General features: G+C 72.4%; 23 protein-coding genes and 1 pseudogene. 15 read left to right on the forward strand and 9 right to left on the reverse strand.

All coding sequences use genetic code 11. From position 1 onward, the window contains the following. Positions 1-7 precede the first annotated feature (7 nt). The 3 genes from AC156L_RS36460 to AC156L_RS36470 all read right to left on the reverse strand — a co-directional run bounded on the left by AC156L_RS36460 (position 8) and on the right by AC156L_RS36470 (position 3,479). Positions 8-1,150 (reverse strand): NAD(P)/FAD-dependent oxidoreductase, encoded by a 1,143-nt coding sequence (locus AC156L_RS36460; RefSeq protein ID WP_330878062.1) that lies wholly within the window; start codon positions 1,148-1,150, stop codon positions 8-10. A gap of 222 nt (positions 1,151-1,372) precedes the next feature. Beyond that, positions 1,373-1,888, reverse strand: a complete 516-nt coding sequence (locus AC156L_RS36465; RefSeq protein ID WP_414719978.1) for a DinB family protein — start codon at positions 1,886-1,888, stop codon at positions 1,373-1,375. A gap of 1 nt (position 1,889) precedes the next feature. Beyond that, positions 1,890-3,479 carry a thiamine pyrophosphate-binding protein gene (locus tag AC156L_RS36470; RefSeq protein WP_330878064.1) on the reverse strand — a complete coding sequence of 530 codons (1,590 nt, stop codon included), beginning with the start codon at positions 3,477-3,479 and terminating at the stop codon, positions 1,890-1,892. Between the two features lie 478 nt (positions 3,480-3,957). On the opposite strand from AC156L_RS36470, the gene AC156L_RS36475 reads away from it, so the two are divergent. Together AC156L_RS36475 and AC156L_RS36480 are read left to right on the forward strand one after the other, a co-directional pair. Continuing rightward, positions 3,958-4,932 carry a hypothetical protein gene (locus AC156L_RS36475; RefSeq protein WP_330878065.1) on the forward strand — a complete coding sequence of 325 codons (975 nt, stop codon included), beginning with the start codon at positions 3,958-3,960 and terminating at the stop codon, positions 4,930-4,932. 237 nt (positions 4,933-5,169) lie between these two features. After that, on the forward strand, positions 5,170-5,766 hold the full coding sequence (locus AC156L_RS36480; protein WP_330878066.1) for an ANTAR domain-containing response regulator: 597 nt from the start codon (positions 5,170-5,172) through the stop codon (positions 5,764-5,766). A gap of 3 nt (positions 5,767-5,769) precedes the next feature. Here AC156L_RS36480 and AC156L_RS36485 read toward each other — a convergent pair whose 3' ends face one another. Further along, complete coding sequence (locus AC156L_RS36485; RefSeq protein WP_330878067.1) at positions 5,770-7,674, reverse strand: hypothetical protein; 1,905 nt, start codon at positions 7,672-7,674, stop codon at positions 5,770-5,772. Between the two features lie 359 nt (positions 7,675-8,033). On the opposite strand from AC156L_RS36485, the gene AC156L_RS36490 reads away from it, so the two are divergent. From AC156L_RS36490 to AC156L_RS36515, 6 genes are all read left to right on the forward strand, one after another. Next, positions 8,034-9,257 (forward strand): branched-chain amino acid ABC transporter substrate-binding protein, encoded by a 1,224-nt coding sequence (locus AC156L_RS36490; RefSeq protein ID WP_330878068.1) that lies wholly within the window; start codon positions 8,034-8,036, stop codon positions 9,255-9,257. 87 nt (positions 9,258-9,344) lie between these two features. Beyond that, complete coding sequence (locus tag AC156L_RS36495; protein ID WP_330878069.1) at positions 9,345-10,262, forward strand: branched-chain amino acid ABC transporter permease; 918 nt, start codon at positions 9,345-9,347, stop codon at positions 10,260-10,262. A 17-nt stretch (positions 10,263-10,279) separates the two neighbouring features. After that, entirely contained in the window at positions 10,280-11,974 is a 1,695-nt protein-coding gene (locus AC156L_RS36500) for a branched-chain amino acid ABC transporter permease (protein ID WP_330878070.1), read from the forward strand. After that, positions 11,971-12,843 carry an ABC transporter ATP-binding protein gene (locus AC156L_RS36505; protein WP_330878071.1) on the forward strand — a complete coding sequence of 291 codons (873 nt, stop codon included), beginning with the start codon at positions 11,971-11,973 and terminating at the stop codon, positions 12,841-12,843. The genes AC156L_RS36500 and AC156L_RS36505 overlap by 4 nt, the downstream gene beginning before the upstream one ends. Further along, positions 12,840-13,553: an ABC transporter ATP-binding protein gene (locus AC156L_RS36510; protein ID WP_330878072.1), complete on the forward strand. Its 714-nt coding sequence runs from the start codon at positions 12,840-12,842 to the stop codon at positions 13,551-13,553. Before AC156L_RS36505 ends, AC156L_RS36510 begins: the two co-directional genes overlap by 4 nt. Positions 13,554-13,672: 119 nt before the next feature. Continuing rightward, complete coding sequence (locus AC156L_RS36515) at positions 13,673-14,509, forward strand: hypothetical protein (RefSeq protein WP_330878073.1); 837 nt, start codon at positions 13,673-13,675, stop codon at positions 14,507-14,509. Here AC156L_RS36515 and AC156L_RS36520 read toward each other — a convergent pair. Beyond that, positions 14,506-14,952 (reverse strand): PaaI family thioesterase, encoded by a 447-nt coding sequence (locus AC156L_RS36520; protein WP_330878074.1) that lies wholly within the window; start codon positions 14,950-14,952, stop codon positions 14,506-14,508. The genes AC156L_RS36515 and AC156L_RS36520 overlap by 4 nt on opposite strands. A gap of 53 nt (positions 14,953-15,005) precedes the next feature. On the opposite strand from AC156L_RS36520, the gene polA reads away from it, so the two are divergent. After that, on the forward strand, positions 15,006-17,681 hold the full coding sequence (gene polA, locus AC156L_RS36525; RefSeq protein WP_330878075.1) for a DNA polymerase I: 2,676 nt from the start codon (positions 15,006-15,008) through the stop codon (positions 17,679-17,681). Positions 17,682-17,796: 115 nt separating this feature from the next. On the opposite strand, the pseudogene AC156L_RS36530 reads toward polA, so the two are convergent. After that, positions 17,797-18,243, reverse strand: a pseudogene (locus AC156L_RS36530) (transposase); the annotation flags it as partial. 604 nt (positions 18,244-18,847) lie between these two features. Here AC156L_RS36530 and AC156L_RS36535 point away from each other — a divergent pair. After that, complete coding sequence (locus AC156L_RS36535; protein ID WP_330878076.1) at positions 18,848-20,434, forward strand: hypothetical protein; 1,587 nt, start codon at positions 18,848-18,850, stop codon at positions 20,432-20,434. Positions 20,435-20,450: 16 nt separating this feature from the next. Here the strand turns inward: AC156L_RS36535 and AC156L_RS36540 are convergent, their stop codons facing one another. Then, complete coding sequence (locus AC156L_RS36540; RefSeq protein WP_330878077.1) at positions 20,451-21,419, reverse strand: helix-turn-helix domain-containing protein; 969 nt, start codon at positions 21,417-21,419, stop codon at positions 20,451-20,453. Between the two features lie 68 nt (positions 21,420-21,487). Next, positions 21,488-21,937, reverse strand: a complete 450-nt coding sequence (locus tag AC156L_RS36545) for a DUF1453 domain-containing protein (RefSeq protein ID WP_484407679.1) — start codon at positions 21,935-21,937, stop codon at positions 21,488-21,490. Positions 21,938-22,001: 64 nt separating this feature from the next. On the opposite strand from AC156L_RS36545, the gene AC156L_RS36550 reads away from it, so the two are divergent. Together AC156L_RS36550 and AC156L_RS36555 are read left to right on the forward strand one after the other, a co-directional pair. Further along, a complete protein-coding gene (locus AC156L_RS36550; protein WP_330878079.1) occupies positions 22,002-22,613 on the forward strand; it encodes a TetR/AcrR family transcriptional regulator in 612 nt (203 codons plus the stop codon). A 4-nt stretch (positions 22,614-22,617) separates the two neighbouring features. Beyond that, entirely contained in the window at positions 22,618-23,121 is a 504-nt protein-coding gene (locus AC156L_RS36555) for an O-acetyl-ADP-ribose deacetylase (protein ID WP_330878080.1), read from the forward strand. 3 nt (positions 23,122-23,124) lie between these two features. Here the strand turns inward: AC156L_RS36555 and AC156L_RS36560 are convergent, their stop codons facing one another. After that, a complete protein-coding gene (locus AC156L_RS36560; RefSeq protein WP_330878081.1) occupies positions 23,125-23,574 on the reverse strand; it encodes a winged helix-turn-helix transcriptional regulator in 450 nt (149 codons plus the stop codon). A gap of 82 nt (positions 23,575-23,656) precedes the next feature. On the opposite strand from AC156L_RS36560, the gene AC156L_RS36565 reads away from it, so the two are divergent. From AC156L_RS36565 to AC156L_RS36575, 3 genes are read left to right on the forward strand one after another with little or no spacing between them, the layout of a single operon-like run. Beyond that, a complete protein-coding gene (locus tag AC156L_RS36565; RefSeq protein ID WP_330878082.1) occupies positions 23,657-24,178 on the forward strand; it encodes a GNAT family N-acetyltransferase in 522 nt (173 codons plus the stop codon). Positions 24,179-24,228: 50 nt separating this feature from the next. Beyond that, positions 24,229-24,825 (forward strand): P-loop NTPase family protein, encoded by a 597-nt coding sequence (locus AC156L_RS36570; RefSeq protein ID WP_330878083.1) that lies wholly within the window; start codon positions 24,229-24,231, stop codon positions 24,823-24,825. Further along, positions 24,822-25,391 (forward strand): Rossmann-fold NAD(P)-binding domain-containing protein, encoded by a 570-nt coding sequence (locus tag AC156L_RS36575; protein ID WP_330878084.1) that lies wholly within the window; start codon positions 24,822-24,824, stop codon positions 25,389-25,391. The genes AC156L_RS36570 and AC156L_RS36575 overlap by 4 nt, the downstream gene beginning before the upstream one ends. Positions 25,392-25,406 lie beyond the last annotated feature (15 nt).

The raw sequence follows: 25,406 nt of genomic DNA on the forward strand, positions 1-25,406 counted from the left end.
GGGTCCCTCAGACGGTGTTGAGCTCGGGCCGGTGGGCGTTCGCGGCGAACCGGTTCGCGTCCAAGGTAGACACGTCGATCTCCGGCTCGCGCCCGAGGTACAGGTCGCGCACCACCTCGCCCACCGCGGGACCCTGGAGGAACCCGTGCCCGGAGAACCCCGTGGCGTAGAGGAACCGGCCCGGTGCCTCCCCGATCAGCGCGTTGTGGTCCGGCGTCACCTCGTAGAGCCCGGCCCAGCCGCTCGCGACCCCGACGTCCAGCAGGCCCGGCGCGCGCACCCCGATCGCCTCGCCCAGCCGGGGCAACCACTCGTCGGACCGGTCCAGGTGGAAACCGGGCTCCTGCTCGGGGTCCGACATGCCCATCAGCAGCCCGCGGCCCTCGCGGTGGAAGTAGAACGACGACGCGAAGTCGATGGTGAACGGCACGACCGGGGCCAGGTCGGGGATCGGCTCGGTGCACACGACCTGCCGCCGCAGCGGCGTGACCGGCAGGTCGACGCCCACGAGCCCGCCGATCCGCCGCGACCACGCGCCCGCGGCGCACACCACGGTCGACGTCCGGATGGTCCCGCGGTTCGTGACGACGGCGGTGATCCCGCCTGCGTCCGACTCGATGTCCAGCACCTCCGTGCGCGTGCGCAGCACCGCCCCGAGCCGCCGCGCGGCCGTCGCGTACCCGAGCACGACCGACTCCGGCGTGCAGTGCCCGTCGTCGGGGGAGTAGGTGGCGGCCAGCAGCCCGTCGGTGGAGATCAGCGGCGACATCGCCTTCGCCTCGGCCACCTCCAGCATCCGGCTCGGCACGCCCAGGCCGTTCTGGAGCACCACGTTCCGCTCGAACGCCGCCACCGCGTCCGGGTCCGACAGCAGGAACAGGTACCCGGTCCGGTGCAGGTCGATCTCCTGCCCCGGCCGGTCGCCGAACCGCGCGAACGCCTCCAGGCTGCGCGCCCCCAGCCTGATGTTGACCTCGTCGGAGAACTGCGCCCGCACCCCGCCCGCGGCCTTGCTGGTGGACCCCGACCCGAGTTCGTCGCGCTCCACCAGCACGACGTCGCGCACACCGGCCTCGGCGAGGTGGAAGGCGATGCTGACGCCCATCACCCCACCGCCGACCACGACGACCTCGGCGGAGTCGGGAGTCACGGCCGACCCCCCTCTCGACGGTGTCCACCCGGAACCGCCCGCCGCGCCGACCGGACCCCGGTCACCCCGTCGTCCACGAGCGGTCCGGTGGGGGCGTAGGCGCGTCCAGGTGGCATGAGCCCCAGCGTGCAGTGCGCGCCGCGGCGCTGCCAAGCCCCCGCGGGGCGAAACCGCGGGTTTTCGAGCGGGCGCGCCCGAGGACCGCCGTCGAGGCGACCCCGGCTACTCCCCCTTGACCCCGTCGGCCAGCTCCCGCAGGAAGTCCAGGTGCCCGACGTGCCGAGCCGTCTCCTGGATCACGTGCACCATCACCCACCGCACGGTCTTGTCGTCCGGCAACCGGGTCGGCTCGTCCGGCCCGAGCCCGGCCAGCGCCCGCCCGGACAGCTCCCACTCGGCCTGGTACTCCGCGGTCACCGTCTCGGGGGTCTCCCCGGCCCCGAACGCCCACGAGGCGTCGGCGTCGACGCCCCACAGCGAGGGCAGGTCGACCCCACCGCCCACGATGGACATCCAGTACCGCTCCACCGCCGTCAGGTGCTTCAGCACCCCCATGGCGGTCACCACGGGCGACGTGGGCAGCGGGGCGGCGGCCCCCAGGTCCCTGCTCAACCCGGCGACCTTCGCGACGGCCGTCAGCCGCAGGAAGTCCAGGAACTCCCACTGCAACCGCAACTCGTCCGTCGCGTACGTCCGCGGCCAGCGGCGTTCCGGCACGTTCGAACCCATGTTCGACACCCTAGCCCCGCCGGTACCACCGCGGCGAGGTGGTCGGCGGCGGTGTGAGCCGCGAGCGGACCACCAGCACGTTGGGCCCCTCCGCCGCGACGAACTCGGCCAACCGGGCCCCGAAGACCGACCCGAACCCGTCCACGGCCACCGCGGGCACCCCGAAGCTCTCCGCGAGCGCCACGAAGTCCGGCGTGCGCAGGTCCACCCCGGTGGCCGGGTGCCCGGCGACCTCCTGGTCGTAGCGCAACATCCCGTACCCGCCGTCGTCCACGACCACCGCGGTCACCGGCAGCCCCTCCTGCGCCACCGTGGCGAGGTCCCCGCAGGCGAACAGGAACCCGCCGTCCCCGCAGACCGCCACGGCCCGCCCGACGACCGAGGCGCCCACCGCGGCCGGGAACCCGAACCCCAGCGTCCCCCACCCCACCGGGTAGGCCAGCCCGCGGGGCCTCGGCACCCGGTGGAACCCGCCCACCCAGTACCCGGCCACGCACATGTCCGCCACCAGCGTCGCCGACACGCCCTCCAGCGCCGCCAACAGGTACGCGGCCTCCGGCGACTCGTCCGCCACGGTCCGCCGCACCGCCGCGTTGACCCCGCTCACCAGGTCCACCGGCGGCGGAGCGGGCGGCAGCGCCGAGACCAGCGCCGACACCACCCGCCGGGCGTCACCGACCAGCACCGCGTCCGCCGGGTAGTTCTTCGAGGCCTCGTCGGCGTCCACGTTGACGGCCAGCAGCCGAGGGGGCGGCGGCAGCGCCCAGTTCTGCGTCGACATCCCGTCGAAGTCCGTTCCCACGGCGACCACCAGGTCCGCGGCGTCCCACAGCGCGCCGACCTCGGGCACGTGGACGGGCCCGTGCACCGCGCACGGGTGGTCGAGCGGCAGCAGGCCGCGCGCCCCGAACGTGGTCAGCACCGGCGCCCCGATCCGCGAGGCCAGCTCCCCGACGTCGGCGCCGGAGCGGGCCGCGCCGCCACCGGCCCAGATCACCGGCCGCCGGGCACCGGCGATCAGCTCCAGCGCCTCGGACAGGTCCGGCACGGGGGACTCCGCGGCGGGCTCGGCGGCGGCGGGAGCGGCCGGGGCGACGAGGAGGTCCGCGGGGATCCCCAGGTACACCGGCCCCTGCGCGCCGGACAGCGCCGTCCGCACGGCCCGGTGGGCGGAGGCGGCGAGCGAACCGGCGTCCGGCACGGTCCACGCGTCCTTGACCACCGGCCGGAACATCCCGGCCTGGTCGCGGGTCTCGTGCAGCACGCCGCGGTGCACGCCCGGAACCCGCAGCGTGGACGGGATGTCCGTGGCGACGACCAGCACCGGCGACCCGGACGCCATCGCCTCCCCGACGGCGCCCAGCGTGTTCGCCGCGCCGGGCCCGGTCGTCACGACCGCCACCCCGAGGCGTCCGGTGGCCCGCGCGTAGCCGTCCGCCGCGTACGCGGCCGTCTGCTCGTGCCGGACACCGATCATCCGGATGCCGGAGTCGCGCAGCGCCTCCCAGACGGCCAGGTTGTGCACCCCCGGCAGGCCGAACACCACCTCCACGCCGTGCGAGGCGAGCACTTCGAGCAGGCGGCGGGCTCCGGTGACCATGGACCCGACGGTAAGCAGCGCCGCTCAGCGGGGCAACGCGCGTGCGGCGGCCCCGGTGCTCGGGCCCGTCCGAGCGGGTGCCTCGACACCTCCACGTCGAGGCCTCGGCCGATCAGCGCCCGTCCGGACCGCAGCCGGACGGGGGTCGAGCCCTGGCTGCTCCGGGGCGTCCCACCCCTCGACCGCGCACCGCCCGGCGGCGCGCAGGCGCTCCTCCGCCACCTCCCGCCCGTCCGCCGAACCGGTCCGGCCGCACCCGTTCGCCGAATTCGCGGAGGAACGGGTGCGGCCGGAGGTATGGTGGTCACCGGCGTGCGTGAGCAGACGTGAGGCTGGAGCCACTCCCCGGCAACCGGGTGGCAGATCCGCCGCGGGGTAGAGGTACCCCTGCTCATCGAGCAACACCTGACCACCAGACCGACGCACGAGTGCGCGCGTCCTACTTCGCCGAGCCGGGCGGTGCGAGCGGGAGCCCACCGTGTCACGCACGTCCCTCACCGACCAGCTGGTCGACCTCCGCCGGGTGTACACCGGCGAGAACCTCACCCAGGCGGTGCCCGCGGTCAAGGCCGCGCTCTCGGCGTTCACCGCGGACGACCGCGACCTCGTCGTGGACGCCCTGCGCGGCCGGGGCGCGCTGCCGGAGCGGCTGAGCCTGGAACTGCTGCCCGGCGCGCTGTCGCGGGCGCAGCGGGAACTGGAGTCCGCGCTGCTGCGCGTCGCCTCCGACGCGGCGGCCCACTTGCAGCTCCGCCCTCCGGCGAGCATGCTGCGCCCGGCGCACGCGTTCCGCGCGGTGGAGCCCTTCGCCGTGCCGCGCGTGCACCTGGCGGACCACGCGCTCGGTCCGCTGCTCTACGAACTCCTGCCCCGGCTGGAGGAGACGTGGGTGGCGGGCCTGGCGGGCGTCCGCGTCCGCAGGCACCCCCGCGCGGTCGAGCTGCACGTGCTGGACGACCCGGACGCCCGGATCGTCCTCGCGGGCGTCGACACGACCGCCTGGGACACCGCGATGGCCTACGTGCGCAGGCTGCTGGCCGACCGCGGTCTCACCTCCACGTTCGCCGAGGGCGACCTGACCGGGCCGGAGCGGGCGCACCTGGCCGAGCACGGCCGCACGCCCGGTCCCTCGGGCATCGGCAGCGCCCTGCTGCGCCGCGTGGCCCTGTTCGCCAGGGCACCCTGGCTGCGCTCGTGGTCGCAGGGCGAGCAGTGGTGGCTGGAGTGGCCGGGCGGCCTCGGCCTGCCGTGGGTCGCCGACCGGCTGTCCGACGGCGTGTTCGGCCTGCCCGGCGCGGTCGAGGTGCCCAGCTCGGCGGGCGGCCTCGGGCTGGCGGTCGGCGGCGACGCGCTGTTCCTGCGCGAGGTCGACGCCCCCGATCCGGCGAACGAGGAGGCCCTGGCGGCGTTCGAGTGGCCGGACGGCGTCACGGGCTGGTCGGCGATCACGTAGTCGCGCCGCGGGGGGCGTGTGCCTTGCGCCCCCTGCGGTTCGCGCCGCGAGTCCGTTGTGGACCGAACGGTGCGGTCGGCCCGGCCGACCGTCCCGCCGTGCCGGGGCGGCGCCGCCGGGGGCCGCTCGTGTCCGCGATCACGGCGCTTTGCGATGGTGGGGGCCACCGGCGTCGGTAGACTGCCCTCGACCAGCCGCGACCGCGTCCGGTCGGGCAAGACCGTCAGGAGGACCCCGGTGACCCAACCGGCCGAGGCCCACCCCGCGCCGCGCCGCGTGCTCGTCGCGGAGGACGAAGCGCTGATCCGCCTCGATCTCGTCGAGATGCTGCGGGAAGAGGGCTACGAGGTGGCCGGCGAGGCCGCCGACGGTGACGAGGCCATCAAGCTCGCCACCGAACTGCGCCCGGACCTGGTCATCCTCGACGTCAAGATGCCGAAGGTCGACGGCATCGAGGCGGCCTCCGCCATCGCGGGGGGCCGCATCTCCGCCGTGGTGATACTGACCGCCTTCAGCCAGCGCGAACTGGTCGAGCGCGCGCGCGACGCCGGCGCCATGGCGTACCTGGTCAAGCCGTTCGCCAAGCGCGACCTGGTGCCCGCCATCGAGCTGGCCATGAGCCGCTTCGCCGAGCTCCAGGCGCTGGAGAACGAGGTCGCGGGCCTGACCGACCGCCTGGAGACCCGCAAGGTCGTCGAGCGCGCCAAGGGCCTGCTGATGAGCAAGCAGAACCTGTCCGAGCCCGAGGCCTTCCGCTGGGTGCAGCGGACCGCGATGGACCGCCGCACGACCATGAAGGCGGTCGCGGAAGCGGTCATCGAGAACTTCGGCTGACCCTCAGCCCTCCAGCGTGACGAGGGTGGACCGCTCCCGTTCCGCCGGGTCGACCGGCACCACCTCCAGCTCCACCCGGTGCCGTCCGGCGGGCAGCCGCCCCAGTTCCAGGCCGACGGTGTACGTGCCCCCGAGCCCAGGGCCGTCCCGCGCGGTGTTCACGGTCGCGGCGAGCTGCCCGTCGATGCGCAGCCGGAACCCGGCCACGCCCGCGACGGACCCGCTGACGGCCTCCGCGCCGAGCGGGTCCAGCGTGATGGACAGCACCACCCTGCGCTGGCCGAGCGGCTGGTCCGGCGGCAGGACCTGGTTGTTCTGGTCGCGCACGACCAGCGAGCCCGCGGGCAGCTCGTCCGCCGGTGTCGACCGGGGGCGGCCGGTGGTCGCGGGCGGCGCCTCGGTGGTCGTGGTGTCGACCTCCAGGTAGCTCGACCGGACCGTGCCCATCGCCGCCCTGCCGCCCGCCACGCGCAGCACGAACGGCGACAGCGAGTCGGGGCCGGTCTCGGCCAGCAGTTCGGGCGGCAGCTCCGCCACGACGGTGATCGCCGTCCCCTGGCGCACCACGCCCGCCACGACCGGGGCGGGGGCCGCCTGCACGGCGGGCAGCCGGGCGTCGCCGAGCTGCACCACCACCGCGGCCGGGTCGACGGGGCCTGCGAACGTCACGGTGGCCCGCAGCCGGGCGGCGGTCGCGCCGCGCAGCGGGGCGCGGGAGATCCCGACGCCGGGCGCCTGGTCGTCCAGGTCGAGCACCTGCTGGGTCGCGGGCACGGTCGGCGTCTCCACCACGCCCCTCACCGGGGTCTGCGCGCCGCTGAACCCGGCGGCGTCCAGGCGCACGGTGCTCCGCCGCCCCCTGGCGCCGCGCAGTCCCAGCAGGACGGTCGCCTCCCGCCACGCGGGCACCGCGCCGGACGAGCCGATCTGCCTGCCGTCCTGGAGCACCCGCACCCCGGACTTCGTCAGCAGCACGTCGAACCGGTGCAGCACACCGGTTCCGCGCCGGGTCGCGGCCTCCGAACCCCGGTCCGGCACGGTCGGGACGTCCGGGGCCGCCAGCACGCGGGCGCCGTCGTCGTCGAGCGCGACCCGGACCGCTCCCGGTGGCAGCGCCGGGTCGGACACCTCCTCCGAGCCCACCTGGTCCGGGCCGCCGGGCACCAGGTCCACCGTGAGCCCTCCGCGGGCGCCCGCCGCGTCGGTGACCACGCCGACCCGGCCGAGGACGTCGTCGTCCACTTCGGACAGCACCAGCGGGCGGCGGGCGCGCAGGACGGCGGAGTCCGCGCCGCAGTTCATCTCCACCAGCAGGTGCCCGCCCGCGTTGTCGGTGTTCACGCAGCCGCGGTAGCCGTCGACGTGCCACAGCGAGCCCGAGCGGCGCGCGTCGGTGGTGGCGGGGTCGTCGAAGTCGTCCAGGAGCCCGGTCAGCCCGTCGCGCCAGTCGCCGTCGTCGCCCACGCGGCCGGTGGTCTCGACGGCGGGCGACCGGCGGCCGACCGCGTCCACGGTGCGCACGGCGATCCGGTGGTCGACGCCCTCGGCCAGCCCGTCCAGCTGCACCTCGCTGCTCGCGACCCGCCGCGTCCTGGCCGGTTCGCCGTCGCGGTGCCAGCTGACCTCGTACCCGGCGGCGTGGGCGGGGTCCTGCCCACCCGGCAGCGCCGAGCCCCAGGCGACCCTGATCCAGCCGTGGCCGCCGAAGGCCTCGACCTCCGCGGGCGCGGCGGGCGGCTCGCCGGGGTTCGGCACGAGGAGGTGGGGCGCGGTGAAGTCCGCGAGCGAGACCGGCGGGGGCGCGGGCGGCCCGGTCGAGCCGCTCTGGGCGTGGCGAAGGGCCGCGACCACTGCGGCCAGGACGGCGAAGGCCACGAACGCCGTGGCTAGCCGCCTCCGCGGTGTCATGAGGCAATGTTATGCCGACATCACCCGCTCGATGGATACAAGTGGCTTAAGATCCGCACGTATTGTGACTGCACTATCACAGCAGGCACTCGATCCGAAAATCGTTCGGGTGGTCTGCTGGCGGCGTCCTGACCAGCGACGACAGCGGCAAGCGGCAGAAGCGCGCTGGTGTTACGGGGTGTATAAATTATCAAGTCAAACATAACACCGCGTTGCGTTATGGTCACGAGCACCTTGCCTGTGGTGACGGTGACCCACTTCATCGCCTAGGTTCCGGCCAACCCTCAGTGAGAGGGATTTAAGCGCGGTACGCGGTGACCTCGCTGCCGCCAAGAGCTTGGATTGAGGAGGGACATCACGTGCGTAAGCACTCAGTGAAGTCCGCAGCAATCGTCGTCGGTGTTCTGCTCGTCGCGGGCGCATGCGGCACGAACAAGACCGAGTCCGGTGCTTCCGGTGGTGCGTGCGACACGAGCAAGGGCACCCTCATCGTCGGCGTGATCGCCCCCCAGTCGGGTGGTCTTTCGGCCCTCGGCCTGGGCATCAAGAACTCGGCCCAGCTCGCCGTGGACGAGGCCAACGAGAAGTGCACGGTCAAGGGCTACAAGCTGGCCGTCGACACGCAGGACGACGAGGCGAACCCGGCCAAGGGCGCCCAGGCCGCGACCAAGCTGTCGTCGGACCCGAACGTGGTCGGCGTCGTCGGCACGCTGAACTCGTCCGTCGCCCAGACCGTGCAGCCGATCCTCTCCCAGAAGAAGATCGTCCAGGTCTCGCCCGCGAACACGAACCCGACGCTGACCCGCGGCGAGGCGTTCGCCACCGCTCCGAAGCGCGCGTTCGACACGTACTTCCGCGTGTGCGCGACCGACGAGCTCCAGGGACCGTTCGCGGCCAACTACCTGGTCGGCAAGGCGGGCAAGAAGAAGATCGCGATCATCACCGACGGCAAGACCTACGGTGAGGGCCTCGCGGCCGAGTTCGCCAAGCAGGCCACCGCCAAGGGCGCGCAGATCGTCGCCCAGGAGAAGGTCGGCGAGAAGGACACGGACTTCGCGGGCGTCATCGCGAAGATCGCGGGCTCCACGCCGGACGCCCTGTACTACGGCGGCGAGTACCCGCAGGCCGCCCCGCTGAGCAAGCAGATGAAGAGCTCCGGCCTCAACATCCCGCTCATGGGTGGCGACGGCATCTACGACGACAAGTACATCAGCCTCGGCGGCGGCGACGGTGACCTCGCCACCTCGGTCGGCGCCCCGACCGACAAGCTGGACAGCGCGAAGGCGTTCGTCGACGCGTACGCCAAGAAGGGCTACAAGGACGCCTACGGCGCCTACGGTGCCTTCTCCTACGACGCCGCCAACTCCATCATCGGTGGCCTCGCCACCGCCCTCAACGGTGGTGACTGGGCCGAGAGCAAGCGCGAGGACCTGCTGAAGGCCGTCGGCGCCTACAGCGGCAGCGGCGCGACCGGCAGCATCAAGTTCGACGAGTTCGGCGACAGCACCAACAAGGTGCTGACGGTCTACCAGGTCACCGGTGGCAAGTGGAACTCCGCCGAGACCGGCGAGTTCACCGGCTGAGTGCACGACTACTGATCGTTTGACGTCAGATGCGGTGGGGGCGGACAGTTCTGTCCGCCCCCGCTGTCTACGGAGGTAGAGGTAGTCGTGTCAACCCTGCTTCAACAGCTGGCCAACGGGGTGGTGCAGGGCGCGTTGATCGCCCTGATCGCGCTCGGGTACACCATGGTGTACGGCATCATCCAGCTGATCAACTTCGCGCACGGTGAAGTCTTCATGGTCGGCGCCTACGGCGGCCTGGCGACGTACACCTGGCTCGTGCCGGAAGCCGTCAAGGACGTCTGGTACGTGTCGCTCCCGCTCGTGCTCCTCGGAGGCGTCGCGATCAGCGTCGTGGTCGCCCTCCTGATGGAGCGCTTCGCCTACCGGCCCCTGCGCAACGCCCCCAGGCTCGCACCGCTGATCACCGCGCTGGGTGTCTCGGTGTTCCTCCAGGAGTTCGTGCGCAACTTCTACCCGAACGCCACCGCGGCCCTGCCCTTCCCCGGTGCGTTCGTCCAGGGCCAGCTCTCGCTCGGTCCCATCAAGATCAGCTGGACCGGTGTCCTGCTGATCTTCGTGTCGATCATCCTGTCGCTGCTGCTCCAGACCTACATCAACCGGTCCCGCATGGGCCGCGCGATGCGGGCGACGGCGCAGGACCCCGACACCGCGAAGCTCATGGGTGTCAACCCCGACCGCGTGATCGTGCTGACGTTCGTCCTCGGCGCGGCGCTCGCGGGTGTGGCGGGCGTGCTCTTCGGCACCTACTACACCAACATCAACACCGACATGGGTTTCCAGACGGGCATCTTCGCCTTCACCGCGGCGGTGCTGGGCGGCGTCGGCAGCATCCGGGGCGCCGTGGTCGGTGCGTTCATCATCGGTCTCGTCAAGACCCTCGCGGGTCAGTACATGCCCGGTGGGACCTCGTACGACTACGTCTGGATCTTCGTCGTGCTCATCCTGGTGCTGGTGTTCCGGCCTCAGGGCCTGTTCGGTGAGCCGGAAAGGGTGCGCGCGTGAGCAAGATCGCCAATACAGTGAAGCCCTTCGCGCGTCCGTTGGCCGTCGTCGGTGGCGTGCTGCTGATCGTGGCCGCGCTCCTGCCGTGGGTGACGTTCTCGCTCAACTCGGGCAACTACCCGGACCGGGCCACCCTCCAGTACTTCGACGCCCCGTTCGGGGTCACCGGGTTCCGGTGGCACATCCTGCTGCTCGGCGTGCTGGTGCTGATCGCGACCTTCGCGCCGATCCCCAACAAGGGTCGGGTCATCAGGTCCCTCGGCTGGGGTGGCCTCGCCGTCGCGTTGATCAACTCGGTCTTCATCGTCGCCGAGGGCGGTGGCCTCGGCGCCATCACCGCCGCTGACGGCAGCTCCGCCTTCGGCGGGGTCGTCGGCGTCGTGGCGGGCATCGCGGTGATCCTCGCGGGCACGGGCCTCGGCATCGAGCCGCCCACCAAGTGGAAGCTCACGCTGTCCACGCCGCTGGCCTACCTCGTGCTGCTGGTGACGTTCGCCGCCGTGCTCGTCGCCGTCTCCGCGACGCTGACCGCCGGTGGCCAGGGCGGTCCGGCCAACCCGTACGCGGGTGGCCTGTTCCTGTCGTTCCTCGGCTTCGCGGCGGGCCTGCTGACCGCCCTCAACGGGGTCGGCCTGGTCGGCTGGATCTCCGAGCTGTCGGAGAAGCACCGCATCTTCAGCGTGGTCGTCCTGTTGGCGTGCGCGCTGCTGCTCCCGTTCACCGGGGCCGGGTCCGAGTACTGGATGACGGTCGCCGCGAACATCGGCATCTACGCCGCCACCGCGATCGGCCTCAACATCGTGGTCGGCCTCGCCGGTCTGCTCGACCTCGGGTACGTGGCGTTCATGGGCATCGGCGCGGTCGTCGCGGCGAACCTGTCCGGCGCCGCCGCGTCCAAGATCGGTCTCGACCTCCCGTTCCCGGTCGCCGCCGTCATCGCCGCGATCATCGCGGGCATCTTCGGCGCCATCGTCGGTTCGCCGACGCTGCGCGTGCGCGGCGACTACCTCGCGATCGTGACGCTCGCGTTCGGTGAGATCTTCACCAGGTCCGCGCAGAACAACATCGGCGGGCTCACCAACGGCGCCAACGCCATCCCCGGCGTGCCGCCGCTGGACCTGTTCGGCAAGGAGTTCAACCAGTCCCTGTCGATCGGCTCGGTGCAGCTGCCCGCGGGCGTCCTGTACTACGTCCTGATCGTGCTGCTCGTCGCGGGCGTGATGGCGATCTTCGCGAACCTCAAGTTCAGCCGCATCGGCCGTGCGTGGATCGCGATCCGCGAGGACGAGGACGCCGCCCGCGCGATGGGCATCAAGACCGGCAAGGCGAAGATCCTCGCCTTCCTGGTCGGTGCCACGCTCGCGGGTCTGGCGGGCGCGGTGTTCGCGCACAAGAACGGCACCGTCTCCTACGAGAGCTTCAAGTTCCTGGAGTCGGTCACGCTGCTCGCCGCGGTCATCCTGGGCGGCATGGGGTCCATCCCCGGCGCCGTCCTCGGCGCGTCGCTGCTGTTCGTGCTGCCCGAGAAGCTGCGCGAGTTCAGCGACTACCGGCTGATGATCTTCGGTCTCGCCCTGGTGCTGATCATGCGGTTCCGGCCGCAGGGGCTGGTGCCCGACCGGCACCGCAGGGCCGAGCTCGCCGATGAGGACGTCGGCGGAGTTCCGGTCGACGAGGTGCACGAGCACGACACGAAGGGGGCCAAGGCGTGAGCACGCCAGTCCTGGAAGCGCGCGACGTCTCGATGGTCTTCGGTGGCCTCAAGGCGCTGCAGAACGTGTCGCTGAAGCTCGACGAGGGCAAGGTCGTCGGTCTCATCGGCCCCAACGGGGCGGGCAAGACGACGTTCTTCAACTGCCTCACCGGTCTCTACACGCCGACCACGGGCAGCGTGCTGCTCAAGGGCGACGTGCTGCCCGGCGACCCCGCGAAGGTCACCACCGCGGGCGTGGCCCGCACGTTCCAGAACATCCGGCTGTTCCCCAGCATGACCGTGCTGGAGAACGTCATGGTGGGACGGCACGTGCGGATGAAGCAGGGCCCGCTGGCCTCGCTGTTCCACGGTCCCTCGTACCAGAGGGGCGAGAAGGCGGCGCGCGAGCGCTCGACCGAGCTGCTGGAGTTCGTCAACCTCCCCGGCATCGAGGACGAGCTGGCGCGCAACCTGCCCTACGGCGACCAGCGCCGCCTGGAGATCGCCAGGGCACTGGCGACCGACCCGGCCGTGCTGCTGCTGGACGAGCCGACCGCGGGCATGAACCCGCAGGAGACCGAGGCGACGCGGCAGCTGATCCTGGCCATCCGCGACACCGGCGTCTCCGTGGTCGTGATCGAGCACGACATCAAGTTCATCTTCAGCCTGTGCGACTCGGTCTCCGTGCTCGTGCAGGGTGAGCTGCTCGTCGAGGGCAGCCCCGAGGTAGTGCGCCGTGACCCGAGGGTCATCGAGGCCTACCTCGGCAAGCCGCCGGACGAGGTCGAGGCCGAGGTCCAGGCGATGGTCGAGGAGACGCAGCACAACAGGGCTGCCGACCCGCACACCGCCGCCGACACCACGAAGCCGGAAGGGGAGCAGGCATGAGCGCGCTCCTTGAGGTCCGCAACCTCAGCGTCGCCTACGGCGCGATCGAAGCCGTCCGCAACGTCTCGTTCACCGTCGAGGCAGGCCACATCGTCAGCCTCATCGGCAGCAACGGCGCGGGCAAGACGACCACGCTGCGGACCATCTCCGGTCTGCTGCGGCCGACGGGCGGCGAGATCCTGTTCCAGGGCCAGGCCATCCACGACCAGCCCGCCCACACCATCCTCGGCAGCGGCCTCGCCCACTGCCCGGAGGGCAGGCGGCTGTTCCCCCGGATGACCGTGGAGGAGAACCTCCAGCTCGGCGCCTACGTCCGCAAGGACGACGGCGTCGAGGCGGACATGCAGCGCGTGTACGAGTTGTTCCCCGTGCTCGGTGAGCGCAGGCACAACAAGGCGGGCCTGTTCTCCGGCGGCGAGCAGCAGATGCTCGCCATCGGCCGCGCGATGATGTCGAAGCCCCGCCTCCTCATGCTCGACGAGCCCTCGATGGGCCTCTCGCCGATCATGACGCAGCTGATCTTCGACACCATCAAGGAGTTGCAGACCCTGGGCACCACCATCCTCCTGGTGGAGCAGAACGCCCTGGCGGCGCTCGCCCTGTCCGACCACGCGTACGTGATCGACCTGGGCAAGACCACCCTCGAAGGCCCCGGCCACGAGCTGCTGGCCGACGAGCGGGTCCGCGCGGCCTACCTCGGCGAGGACTAGGACCGACCGCACCACCTCGGCGCCCCGTCTCCCCTGCGCGGGAGGCGGGGCGCCGTCGTGCGCGCGGTGGGTCGGCTCCGGTCGCCGGACCGTTCGGCGGGTGTGGCAGCGTGCACGCCGTGAACCCGCTCATGTCGGCGAACCTGGTGCGCAGCGCGGAGCTGCTCGCGGACACGTGGTGGTCGAGCGCCGTGGAGGCCGTCGCGCAGGGCGCGGTGTACGCGCTGCTGGCCGTCGCCTGCACCCGCCGCGCCCGCGCCGTGGACCCGGCCCAGCTCGGCGCGTTCGGCCTCGGGCTGTTCGCCGCCTACCTGACCTACCGGGCGCTGGGCTTCCGCCCCGGCCCCACCCCGGACGTCGCGCTCGCGCCGCTGCTGGGCTTCCTGGCGCTCGGCCTGCTGGCGGCGGTCGCCGCGGCCACCGCGCTGTCGTTCGTCGCGGGCCGGTCGGTCCTGGCGGGACTGGCGGCCTTCGCCGCGGTGGAGCTGGGCGCGTGGCTGCTGCTCGGCGACGCCGCCGCGCCCCCGGTCCGCCTCTTCCGGCCGCACGAGCCGCTGCCCGGTGTGGACGACGTCCAGCTGACCGTCGTCGCGCTCGCGGCACTGGCCCTCGCCGTCGCGCTGCGCGACGGCGTCCGCCCGTTCGTGGCGGGCGGCCTGCTCACGGGCACGGCCGCGTTCCTCCACCTGCTGAAGGTGCCCGGCTCGGCCTGGTACCTGACCGCCGTGCTCGTGGGCGTCTACGCCGTGACGGCCGCGCTGCTCGCCCGCACCGCGCGGGGCGTGGTCGTCGCCGCGCTCGCGCTGGGCTGCGTGCAGGTCGTGGCCGAGGCGGTGGTGGGTCCGCGCTGGTGGCTCCCGTTCTCCCTCGGCCTCCTGCTGGTCGCGCTCGTGGTCCGGTGGCTGCGGAACCGGTTCCGGGCGCGGAGGACGGTGCCCTCCGCGCCCAGGGGCTAGGCCTTCGGCTCGCCGGGGGGCCGCTCGCGCAGGATGCACGTCAACCGGGCGGTGCAGACCGCCCTGCCGTCCTCGTCGCTGACCGCGATCTGGAACGTCGCCGTGCTCCGCCCGACGTGCAGCGGCGTGCAGACGCCCGTCACGAGCCCCTCGCGCGCGGCGCGGTGGTGCGTGCAGGACAGCTCCAGGCCGAGCGCCACGCGGTCCGGCGCCGCGTGCATCGCCGCGGCCACCGAGCCGAGCGTCTCCGCGAGCGACGCCGTCGCGCCCCCGTGCAGCAGCCCGTAGGGCTGGCGGTTGCCCGCGACGGGCATGGTGCCGACGAGCCGGTCCGCATCCCATCGGGTGATTTCGATGCCCAGTTTCGTCGTGAGCTGCTCGGCGGCCAGGTCCAGGTTGAGGCCGGGGAGCTGGTCGGGCGTGGGTGGGACGGCGGCGGTCACCGGCTACCTCCGGTCGGTGCGGAACTGTCGGTGCTCCACCCTAGACTCGGGCCGTGAGCACTTCCGACGCACCGCGCCTGCTGCTGATCGACGGCCACTCGATGGCGTACCGGGCCTTCTTCGCGCTGCCCAAGGAGAACTTCTCCACGAACACCGGGCAGACGACGAACGCCGTGTACGGGTTCACCTCGATGCTCATCAACCTGCTGCGCGACGAGGCCCCCACGCACGTCGCGGTGATGTTCGACGTCTCGCGCAAGACGTTCCGCTCGGAGGCGTTCGCCGACTACAAGGCGAACCGCAGCTCGTCGCCGGACGAGTTCAAGGGGCAGGTCAGCCTGATCCAGGACGTGCTCGCGACGCTGTCGATCCCGACGATGGCGAAGGACAACTTCGAGGCCGACGACCTGATCGCCACGATCACGACGCAGGCCGTCGCCGAGGGCTTCAAGGTCGCGATCTGCACCGGCGACCGCGACGCCCTCCAGCTCGTCAGCGACTCGGTGACCGTGCTGTACCCGGTCAAGGGCGTGTCCGAGATGGCCCGGTTCACGCCCGAGCTGGTCGTGGAGAAGTACGGCGTGACGCCGGAGCAGTACCCGGACTTCGCGGCGCTGCGCGGCGACCCGTCGGACAACCTGCCGAAGATCCCCGGCGTCGGCGAGAAGACGATCACCAAGTGGATCCAGCAGTTCGGGTCCCTCAACGGGCTCATCGACCGGGTCGACGAGGTCAAGGGCAAGGCGGGCGAGGCGCTGCGGGACAACATCACCAACGTGATGCTGAACCGCCACCTGACGGAGCTGGTGCGCGACGTCGAGCTGCCGCTCGGGCCGCACGACCTGGAGAAGAAGCAGTGGGACCGCGAGGCGGTGCACCGCCTGTTCGACGAGCTGGAGTTCCGCGTGCTGCGCGACCGGCTGTTCGCGACCCTGCCGTCCGAGGAGCCCGAGGTCGAGGACGGGTTCGAGGTCAACGGTGGCGCCGTCCCGACCGGGCTGCTCGGCGGCTGGCTGGACGAGTACGCGCGCGGCGCGCGGGTCGGCATCGCGTTCCGCGAGAGCGCGGGCGACCTGGAGGGCATCGCGTTCGCGACGGCCACCGGTGACGGCGGGTACGTCGAGGTCGCCGGGCTGGACGAGGCCGACGAGAGGGCGCTGGCCGCGTGGCTGGCCGACCCGTCGGTCCTGAAGGCCGGGCACGACCTGAAGCTGCCCCTGCGCGCCCTGCGGGCTCGGGGGTGGACGCTGCGCGGGTTGACCAGCGACACCGGGCTGGCCGCCTACCTGGTGCGGCCGGGGCAGCGGTCGTTCGCGCTGGACGACCTGGCGATCCGGTACCTGCACCGCGAACTCCGGGCGGAGGAGTCGTCGGACGGGCAGCTCTCGCTGCTGGCCGACGAGGAGGAGGAGCTCCAGAAGACCGCCACCGGCGCGATCATCCGGGCCCGCGCCGTCGCCGAGCTGGCGGACGCGTTGGACGAGCAGCTGGTGGACATCCACGGGACCCGGTTGCTGGCCGAGCTGGAGCTGCCGTTGATGGCGGTGCTGGACGAGGTCGAGGCGGTGGGGATCGCGGTCGACTCCGCGCACCTGGCGGAGCTGGAGGCGCACTTCGCGGCCGGGGTGAAGCAGGCCGCGCAGGACGCCTACGCGGTGATCGGCAAGGAGATCAACCTCGGCTCGCCCAAGCAGCTCCAGGTGGTGCTGTTCGACGAGCTGAACATGCCGAAGACGAAGAAGACCAAGACCGGGTTCACCACCGACGCCGAGGCCCTCCAGGACCTGCTGGAGAAGACCGAGCACCCGTTCCTCCAGCACCTGCTGGCGCACCGGGACGTCACGCGGTTGAAGTCCACCGTGGACGGACTGCTGAAGTCGGTGGCCGACGACGGTCGCATCCACACGACGTTCCACCAGACGATCGCGGCCACCGGACGGTTGTCGTCCACCGATCCGAACCTCCAGAACATCCCGATCCGGACCGACGAGGGGCGGCGGATCCGGGAGGCGTTCGTGGTCGGCGACGGGTACTCGGAGCTGATGACCGCCGACTACTCGCAGATCGAGATGCGGTTGATGGCGCACCTGTCGAAGGACGCCGGGTTGATCGAGGCGTTCAACTCGGGGGAGGACCTGCACACCTACGTCGCCTCGAAGGCGTTCTCGGTGCCCACCGCCGAGGTCTCCGGGGAGATGCGGCGGCGGGTCAAGGCGATGTCGTACGGGTTGGCGTACGGGTTGTCCGTGTACGGGTTGGCGCAGCAGCTGAGGATCCCGGCCGAAGAGGCCCGCGAGCAGATGGACGCGTACTTCTCCCGGTTCGGGGGGATTCGGGACTACCTCCAGGAACTGGTGGTGCAGGCGTCCAAGGACGGGTACACGGAGACGATCCTCGGGCGGCGGCGGTACCTGCCCGACCTGAACAGCGACAACCGGCAGCGCCGGGAGATGGCTGAGCGGATGGCGTTGAACGCGCCCATCCAGGGGTCGGCCGCGGACATCATCAAGGTGGCGATGCTGGGGGTGCACCGGGCGTTGGAGTCGGCCGGGTTGCGTTCGCGGATGTTGTTGCAGGTGCACGACGAGCTGGTGCTGGAGGTGGCCGAGGGGGAGAGGGCCGCTGTGGAGGCGTTGGTTCGGGAGGAGATGGGGAACGCCTATTCGTTGTCGGTGCCGTTGGAGGTGTCGGTGGGGTATGGGCGGTCGTGGGACGCGGCTGCTCATTAGGGCTGGGCAGTCGGGTGCTCTTCAGCGCCTGTTTCCGAGCTGCCGCGGCTGAGTCGGTCGACGGCTGGTGGTGCGGATCATCGGCCACCGCACCAAGAGTCCTGCGCGCCCAGCCGAGCAGGGCACCGGTACAGCCGCCATCGGCCCACACCACCCCGACACGTCCGCCCGCGACCGAACGCAGGCGCCGCAGGCAAGGGGCGGCGCCCCGGCCCTGCGTGGACGCTGGCGCGACCAGCGATCCCGGGGTGTCCACGACGATGTGGCGCTTGCGGCCCTGGACCTTCTCGCCCGCGTCGTAGCCGCGGGTCGCACTGCGGACGGTCTCCGCGGCCCGCACCGACTGCGAGTCGACGATCTCCGCCGACGGTGCCGCGGCACCGTCGGCGGCCAGGCGGACCCGGTCCCGCCGCGCGTCGGGCACCCGCTGGGACGCGCCCGCCCTCCACAGTGCGAACCCGCTCGTCGACCAGGTAGAGGATCGCGTCCACGACCACCCGGCGGCGGTGCTGTTCGTGGCGGTCGGAAACGGGCGCTCAGGGTTGGGGAGTGGGCTGGCCACTGGGATGTGGTGGGTGGGGCTCGCCCCGATTGTTGGTCGTTTCGATGCCCGGTGCGCACCGCGCTGGGGATCGGGGGCGGGTGGGGAGCGGGCTCGCCCTGCGGGCTTGCGCGTCTTGCGGCTGGTCTGCGCGGCGGGAAGGCCTGGTGCTCGGGTGTGGTGGCGGAGTTGCGACTTGTCGTGGTTGTGCCAGGGGCGAACTAGTGACTCGTTGAGCCGGTCTCAGCAGGCTGTGGCCATGTACCGGAACTCTTGGAAGCCGGCTGCGCTCGCGTTGGCTGTGGGTGTTGTGCTCGGGACTGGTGTGCCCGCTTCGGCTGGGCCGGTCGAGGGTGAGTCCGCTGGTCGGTCTTCGTGGGTGTCGATGGGGCCGAACGCCGGTGGTGGGGATCTCGCGTTCACGCGGGCGATGCCGTCGCGGTTGTACGTGCTGACGGCCACTGGTCGGAACGTCTACCGGACCGACGATCGTGGGAAGACCTGGCGGGCGCCCGTGGGGCTGGACCTGCCCGCTGCTGCTGGGCGGCAGATCGCGGCTGATCCGCGGGATCCGAACCTGGTTTACGTCGTCGCTGCACCGCAAGGGGGTGAGCGGGGGTTCGTTGTGCGCAGTCGGGATGGTGGGCGGTCGTTCTCGTCGGTGTTCGAGACGCCTGCCGGCTTCACGAGTGTTGTGGTGTCGCGGGACGGGCGGTCGGTGTTCGTCGGTGGTGACGACGGTGTGCACCTGAGCACCGACCGCGGGTCGCACTGGGAGTTGTTGGCCGGGTCGCCGCAGGGGGTGCGGCAGCTCGGGCTGGACGACCGGGACCTCTACATCGGTACGGGTGCTGGGGTGCACCTGGTCGAGAACGCCACGTCGCGGCCCCAGAGGGCGAAGAAGTTGGCCGTCGACCTCGCCGTGGACTCGCTGTCCGTGGGGGAACGGGTCGTGGTGGCCGCCGGGATCTTCAGCGGGGCGGTGCTGTCGACCGACCGCGGGAAGACCTGGCGGACGGTGAGCGGGCCGTGGAACGCGGACGACGCCGTGCCCTACATCGGTGTCGGCCCGGCCGGGGACGTCCAGGTGCAGACGATCGAGGGCTCGCCGGACGGCAGCGGTGCCAAGAACCTGTGGGTCAGCCGGGACCTCGGCCGCACGTGGAGGGCGAAGCCCGCGTTCGAGAAGGTCGACGTCTACAACGAGGTCGGGAGCTTCCCGGACCGGCCGGACGTGCAGGTCGTCGCCGCGTCCGCGGGCATCTTCACGACCCGCGACTCCGTCGACTTCCAGCGCATCGGCGTGCCGGACACCTCGGTGAACGCGCTGGCCGTCGCCGGGTCCGCGCTGCTCGCAGGCACGCCGACCGGCAGCTACCGCTCCACCGCGCCGCTCGGCCGCGACCTCGGGGCGGGCTACCAGGACTGGGGGTGGACCGGCAAGGTCCCGCACACGGTCGGCAACACCGTCAGCGCGCTGGAGACGTTGCCCGGCAAGGGGAACGAGGTGCTGCGGGCGCGCAACGCCTACTGCCCCGGCGAGTGCTTCTTCATCGAGGAGTCGGGTGACGGAGGACGGACGTGGACCGGGCTGGCGTCGTTCCCCGGCAACTCGCACTCGGTGGTGGCCGACCCGAAGGACCCGAGCCGCGTCTACACCGGCGCCTACCTCGCTCCCGCGCTGTACGCGAGCACGGACGGCGCCACCAGCTTCACCCCTCTGCACGACACCGAGCTGTCCGGGGTGAACGGTCTCGCGATCGACCCGACCCGCTCCGGCGGGGTGTGGATCGCGGACGTGAGCGGGCTGTACCTGAGCACCGGCGCGGACCTGCCGCTCGCGAAGGCGTTCGACGGGCGGGTCGAGGCCGTCGCGGTCGACCCGAGGAACCCCGCGCACGTGGTCGCCGTCGGCGACGGTCTGCTGAAGGTCAGCCACGACGCGGGCAAGTCGTTCGCGGACGGTGCCGGTCCGTCGCTGTTCTCCACGTCGGTGGTGTTCTCCCGCGACGGCGCGCTGTTCGCCGGGTCGCGCGACTTCGACGTGCCCGGGCTGGGCGTGCTGCGCAGCACCGACGGCGGCACGAGCTGGAGGGCCCTGCCGAACCAGCCCGCCGACCACGAGGTGCGGTCGGTGCTCGTCTCGCCGGACGGCGCGTGGTTGTTCGCGGGCACGATGGCCAGCGGGGTGCACCGGCTCGCGCTGCGCTGACCCGACCCGCGCGGGCTCACCAGCCCGAGTCGCCGAGCCAGCCGAGTTCGTTGACCCGCCACGCCAGGTGCATCCGGCTCTGCGCGTTGGCCCGCCGCATCAGGTCCTGGAGCCTGCGCTGGAGGGTGCGGCCGCTGACGCCGAGCTGCGTGGCGATCGACTTGTCGCTGACCCCGGCGAGCAGCAGTGACAGCAGCTGCCGCTCGTCCGGGGTCAGCGGCACGTCGGCGCCGCCGTCGATGCGCAGCGGGATCGCGCGTTCCCAGTAGCTCTCGAACAGGGCGACCAGCGCGCTGAGCAGGCTGCTCTCCATGACCAGCGCGGCGGTCGGCTCGCCGGTGGCGTCGTCGGTGACCAGCGGGCACAGGGCGATCTTGCGGTCCGCGACGGCCAGCCGCACGGGCAGCGCGGGCAGCGAGCGCCCGATCAGTCCCGCGCGGACCGAGGCCATCACCTCGGCCAGCTCACCCGGCTCCTCCAGCAGCGCCGTCTCGAACACGGCCTGGTAGCGCACGCCCCGTGCCAGCGCCTTCGCCTCCTCGTCGTTCTCCGGCGAGGACATCGCGATCGGCGCCTTGCGGCAGAACCACAGCATCTCCTCGCGGGCCCCGCGCTGGAGGCTCAGCAGGTGGTGCCGGATCGCCTCCGCGCCGGTCACGACGTCCACCAGCCGGGCCGAGTCGCGGCGGCGCGCGTCACCCCGGTACTCGTCCGCGAGCTGCGACACCGCCGCCCGCGCCTGCTCCAGCTCGGCCTGCCCCTTCACCAGCATCGGGCCGAGCAGCACGTCCGGCGGCGCCGCCGCGTAGTGCTCGCCGGTGCGGGTGACGAGCCCCTTGGTCAGCAGGGTCTTCAGCGTCGCCGTCACCTCGCCGCGGTCGGCGCCGAGGCTCTCGGCGATGGCGTCCGCGTCGCTGCGGTAGCCGCTGACGACGGCCCGGTAGATCCGTTCCTCGGCGGGACCCAGCCCGAGTGCTCCCAGCACGACCACTCCCCACGGTGAGGCCACCACGTTCGCGGTGGTGACGATACTTTCGCGGCCGATCGACGTGGTCACCCCGGTGTGGCGGTCGGCGCGCCCGCCCGCAGCGCCCGCAGGCCGACCGGGACGGCCTCGCCGAGCAGGCCGACGCCGATGGACAGGGTGATCGGCCGAGCGTCGGTGTAGTGGCTCGCGGCGAAGCCGACGGCCAGGTTGACCGCGGCGGACAGCCCCCAGTACGCGAACGTCCGCGCGGTGCAGCGCTGCCACGGCACGCCGTCGCGGGTGGCCAGCCGGACGGACGACCCGCGCAGCACGCCCATCGCGAGCCCGACCAGCGAGCCGACGACCAGCCACAGGACGTCGACCGCGCCCAGGTCCACCTCCAGCAGGCCGTGCACGCCGACCCCGAGCAGCACCAGCGGCGGCACGGCCAGGTCGCGGAGGTCGACCGGCTCGCCGACGGCCCGCTTCACGATCACCGCCACCACCCCGACGACGATCAGCACCCAGGTGGTCATGGTTCCCCCTCGTTTGTAACATGGTCGTGCTACTTAAATTAGCATGGGTGTGCTAAAAAGGGGAGTGCCCAGGATCGTCGACGCCGAAGCCCGCCGCCGCGCCGTCGTGGACGCGTTGTTCCGCGTGGTCCGCAGGGAGGGCGTCGAGCAGGCGTCGCTGCGCAACGTCGCGGACGAGGCGGGACTGGCGATCGGCTCGGTCCGGCACTACTTCGACAGCCACGACGAGCTGCTGGTGTTCGCGCTCCAGGAGCTGGAGGAGCGCGTCGGGGTCCGGCTGCGGACCGGGGCGGAGCGGATCTTCGCGGCGGGCACGTCCGACGAGCGCGGGCCGCTGGTCGAGGCGCTGCTGGGTGAGCTGCTGCCGCTCGACGCCGACCGCCGGGACGAGTCCGTCATCTGGCTCGCGTTCATCACCGCCGCCCGCACCCGCCCCTCGCTGCGGCCGTCGGCGCTGCGCCTGCACCGGGGCGTGCGGACGGTGGTCGGCAGGGTCCTCGCCGGGGCGGTCGCCCACGGCGCGCTGCCCGAGGGGCTGGACCCGGCCGTCGAGACCGAGCGCCTCGCGGCCCTGCTCGACGGGCTCGCCGTCAACGCCGTGCTGCACCCGGACCTCACGACACCCGAGGTCATGACCACCGTGCTGCGCCGCCACCTGGCCGAACTGGCAGGCTGACGGCGTGGAGATCGAGGTCGTCGAGGGTGACATCACCGAGCAGGCCGTGGACGTGGTGGTCAACGCGGCCAACTCGTCGCTGCTCGGCGGCGGCGGTGTCGACGGCGCGATCCACCGCCGGGGCGGCCCGGAGGTGCTGGCCGCGTGCCGGGCGCTGCGCGCCGCGCACCTCGGCGGCGGGCTGGGCGTGGGGCAGGCGGTCGCCACCACCGCGGGACGGCTGCCCGCGAAGTGGGTGGTCCACACGGTCGGCCCGGTGCACTCGGCCACCGAGGACCGCTCGGAGCTGCTGGCGGCGTGCCACCGCAACTCGCTGCTGGTCGCGGCCGAGCTGGGTGCGGAGACCGTGGCGTTCCCCGCGATCTCCACCGGCGTCTACCGGTGGCCGCTGGAGTCGGCCGCCGAGATCGCGCTGGCCGCGGTCCGCGAGCCGGTGGGACCGGTGCGCCTGGTGCGCTTCGTGCTGTTCGGCGCGGCCGCCCACCGCGCGTTCGCCGACCGGCTGTGAGCCTCAGGCCCGGTTCGGGGTGGTGACCCGCACGTCCCGCGCGGTCAGCTCCTCGCCGCAGCCGGTGCACTCCACCTTCGCGTGCACGCCGCCGCCGCAGTCCCGGTGGTGCAGCTCGAACGACGGGCCGTCCACGGGTGGCATCCACTCCGAACCCCAGTCGCGCAGGGCCATCATCACGGGGTAGAGCGCGCGGCCCTTGTCGGTGAGCCGGTACTCGTAGCGGGTGCGGGCGTCCTTGTAGGCGACGCGGCGCAGGACGCCCTCGTCGACCAGCTCCGCGAGCCGCTCGGTGAGCACGCTGCGGGAGATGTCCATCGCGGTCTGGAAGTCCTCGAAGCGGCGGGTGCCGAGGAAGACCTGGCGCAGCAGCAACAGGGTCCACCTCTCGCCGAGCAAGGCGGCGGGGCGCGCGATCGTGCACTGCGGGTCGGCGAGCTTCGCGTGTGCCATCTCTCCAGAATACGCTTGCGTTCGAAAAACAGACCCAGCTATGGTGGAGTTCTGAATCCGAACCCAACTAGGTGGTCGCACCATGACCGGTCCCAGCGTGCGCGCGCTCGACCGCTGGAGCGCGCCGGCAGCCGTCGACGCCGTCTTCGCCGGGCTCTCCGACCACAGCCGCTACCTGCGGTTCCACGCACCCGTGCCGCGGCTCACCAGGTCGTTCCGCGACAAGCTGATCGACCTGGACGGCGACCGCCACGCGGCCGTCGTCGCCGAGGTCCTCGGGCAGCCCATCGGCATCTCCCGGTTGGTCAGGACCGGCCGGGGCACGGCCGAGGTCTCGGTCGCCGTCGTCGACCGCTGGCACCGCCGCGGTGTGGGCCGGATGCTGCTCACCGAGATCACCGCGCTCGCGGGCGGGCTCGGCTACCTCGAACTGCACGGCGACGTGCTGCCGGAGAACACCCCGGTGGTGCGGCTCGTTCGCGGCGCGATGCCCGGTGCCCGCACGGTCCACGCGGACGGCGTCGTCCACTTCTCGTTCCCCGTCGGCTGGGCGTTCGGCCTGCCGACCCACGAGGACCTGCTGGCCGCGATCAGCCGTCCGTAGGGCTCGTCCAGCACCCGGTTCCTGTCGGTGCCCGCCGGTAGCCTGGGCGCGTGCCGATCCTGGGACCCTCCGATCCGCTGCCGCACGCTCCGAGACGGGTGCTCGTGGCGGGCACGGCGGGCGCGGGCAAGTCGACCATGGCCGATCGGATAGGCCGCGTGCTCGACCTGCCGTACGTGGAGCTCGACGCGCTGTTCCACGGCCCGCGGTGGACACCGAGGCCGGAGTTCGCGGCCGAGGTGCGCCGGTTCGCGCGCGGACCGGCGTGGGTGACGGAGTACCAGTACCGGGAGGTGCGACCCCTCCTGCTGGGCGAGGCGGACACCGTCGTCTGGCTCGACCACCCCCGGCACGTGGTGATGAGGAGGCTGGTCCTGCGCACGGTGCGCAGGAGGCTGCGGGGCCAGCACCTGTGGAACGGCAACTACGAGCCACCGCTGCGCACGGTGTTCACCGACCGCAGGCACCTCTGGAGGTGGGCGTGGAAGTCGCACGCGAGCCTGCGGCGGAAGTTGGCCGTGATGCGCGATGGTGAGGACGGGGCACGGCTGGCGATCGTGCGGCTGTGCGGCCAGAGGGAAGTGGACCGGTGGCGCGCGGGCCCGCTGCGCCACGCGGCAGGACTCAACGAGGAGTCATCGCTATGAGTGACCGGATCGCGTTGGTGCTGGGTGGGACGGGGATGTTGGCCGGGTGCGCGTCAGCGCTGCTGGCCGACGGCTGGAAGGTGGTGCTGCCCAGCCGCAGACCTCGGTTCGGCCTGGCGGCGCGGGCCGCGGTGGTGGCGGCGGGCCACCGGCCGACGGCCGCGGAGCCGAGAGCCCGTGAGATCGCCGCCGACTGGGCGCGGCCCGCCGAGCTGGCCGAACGCGTGCGCACCACCCTCGACCACCCCGCCGACCTGCTGGTCGCCTGGGTGCACTCGACCTACCGCGAGTCGGTGCTGAAGGCCGTCGCGCCGCTGCTGGCCCCGCACGCCCCGGTGGTGGAGGTGCACGACTCGGGGGCGGCGCACCGCGTCCACGGCCTGCCGGAGCCGATCCTCGACGGCCACCCCACCCAGCAGGTGGTGCTGGGGCACGTCAAGCACGGATCGGGCAGGCGCTGGCTCTCGCACCGGGAGACCTCGGACGGCGTGCTCGCCGCCGTGCACCGGGCGCTGGAGGGCAAGCCGCCGTCCACCCACCACGTGGGCGACGTGGACGTGTGGTGACGCCCGCCTGAGCCC

The sequence above is a fragment of the Umezawaea sp. genome (genome assembly GCF_057122925.1).

What these genes read in the sequence shown, in the direction of transcription:
- AC156L_RS36510 (WP_330878072.1), top strand. Translation starts at nt 12,840, where the DNA reads ATGAGCGCGCTCCTTGAGGTCCGCAACCTCAGCGTCGCCTACGGCGCG.
- AC156L_RS36565 (WP_330878082.1), top strand. Translation starts at nt 23,657, where the DNA reads ATGACCGGTCCCAGCGTGCGCGCGCTCGACCGCTGGAGCGCGCCGGCA.
- AC156L_RS36470 (WP_330878064.1), bottom strand. Translation starts at nt 3,479, where the DNA reads ATGGTCACCGGAGCCCGCCGCCTGCTCGAAGTGCTCGCCTCGCACGGC.
- AC156L_RS36560 (WP_330878081.1), bottom strand. Translation starts at nt 23,574, where the DNA reads ATGGCACACGCGAAGCTCGCCGACCCGCAGTGCACGATCGCGCGCCCC.
- AC156L_RS36545 (WP_484407679.1), bottom strand. Translation starts at nt 21,937, where the DNA reads ATGACCACCTGGGTGCTGATCGTCGTCGGGGTGGTGGCGGTGATCGTG.
- AC156L_RS36575 (WP_330878084.1), top strand. Translation starts at nt 24,822, where the DNA reads ATGAGTGACCGGATCGCGTTGGTGCTGGGTGGGACGGGGATGTTGGCC.
- AC156L_RS36485 (WP_330878067.1), bottom strand. Translation starts at nt 7,674, where the DNA reads ATGACACCGCGGAGGCGGCTAGCCACGGCGTTCGTGGCCTTCGCCGTC.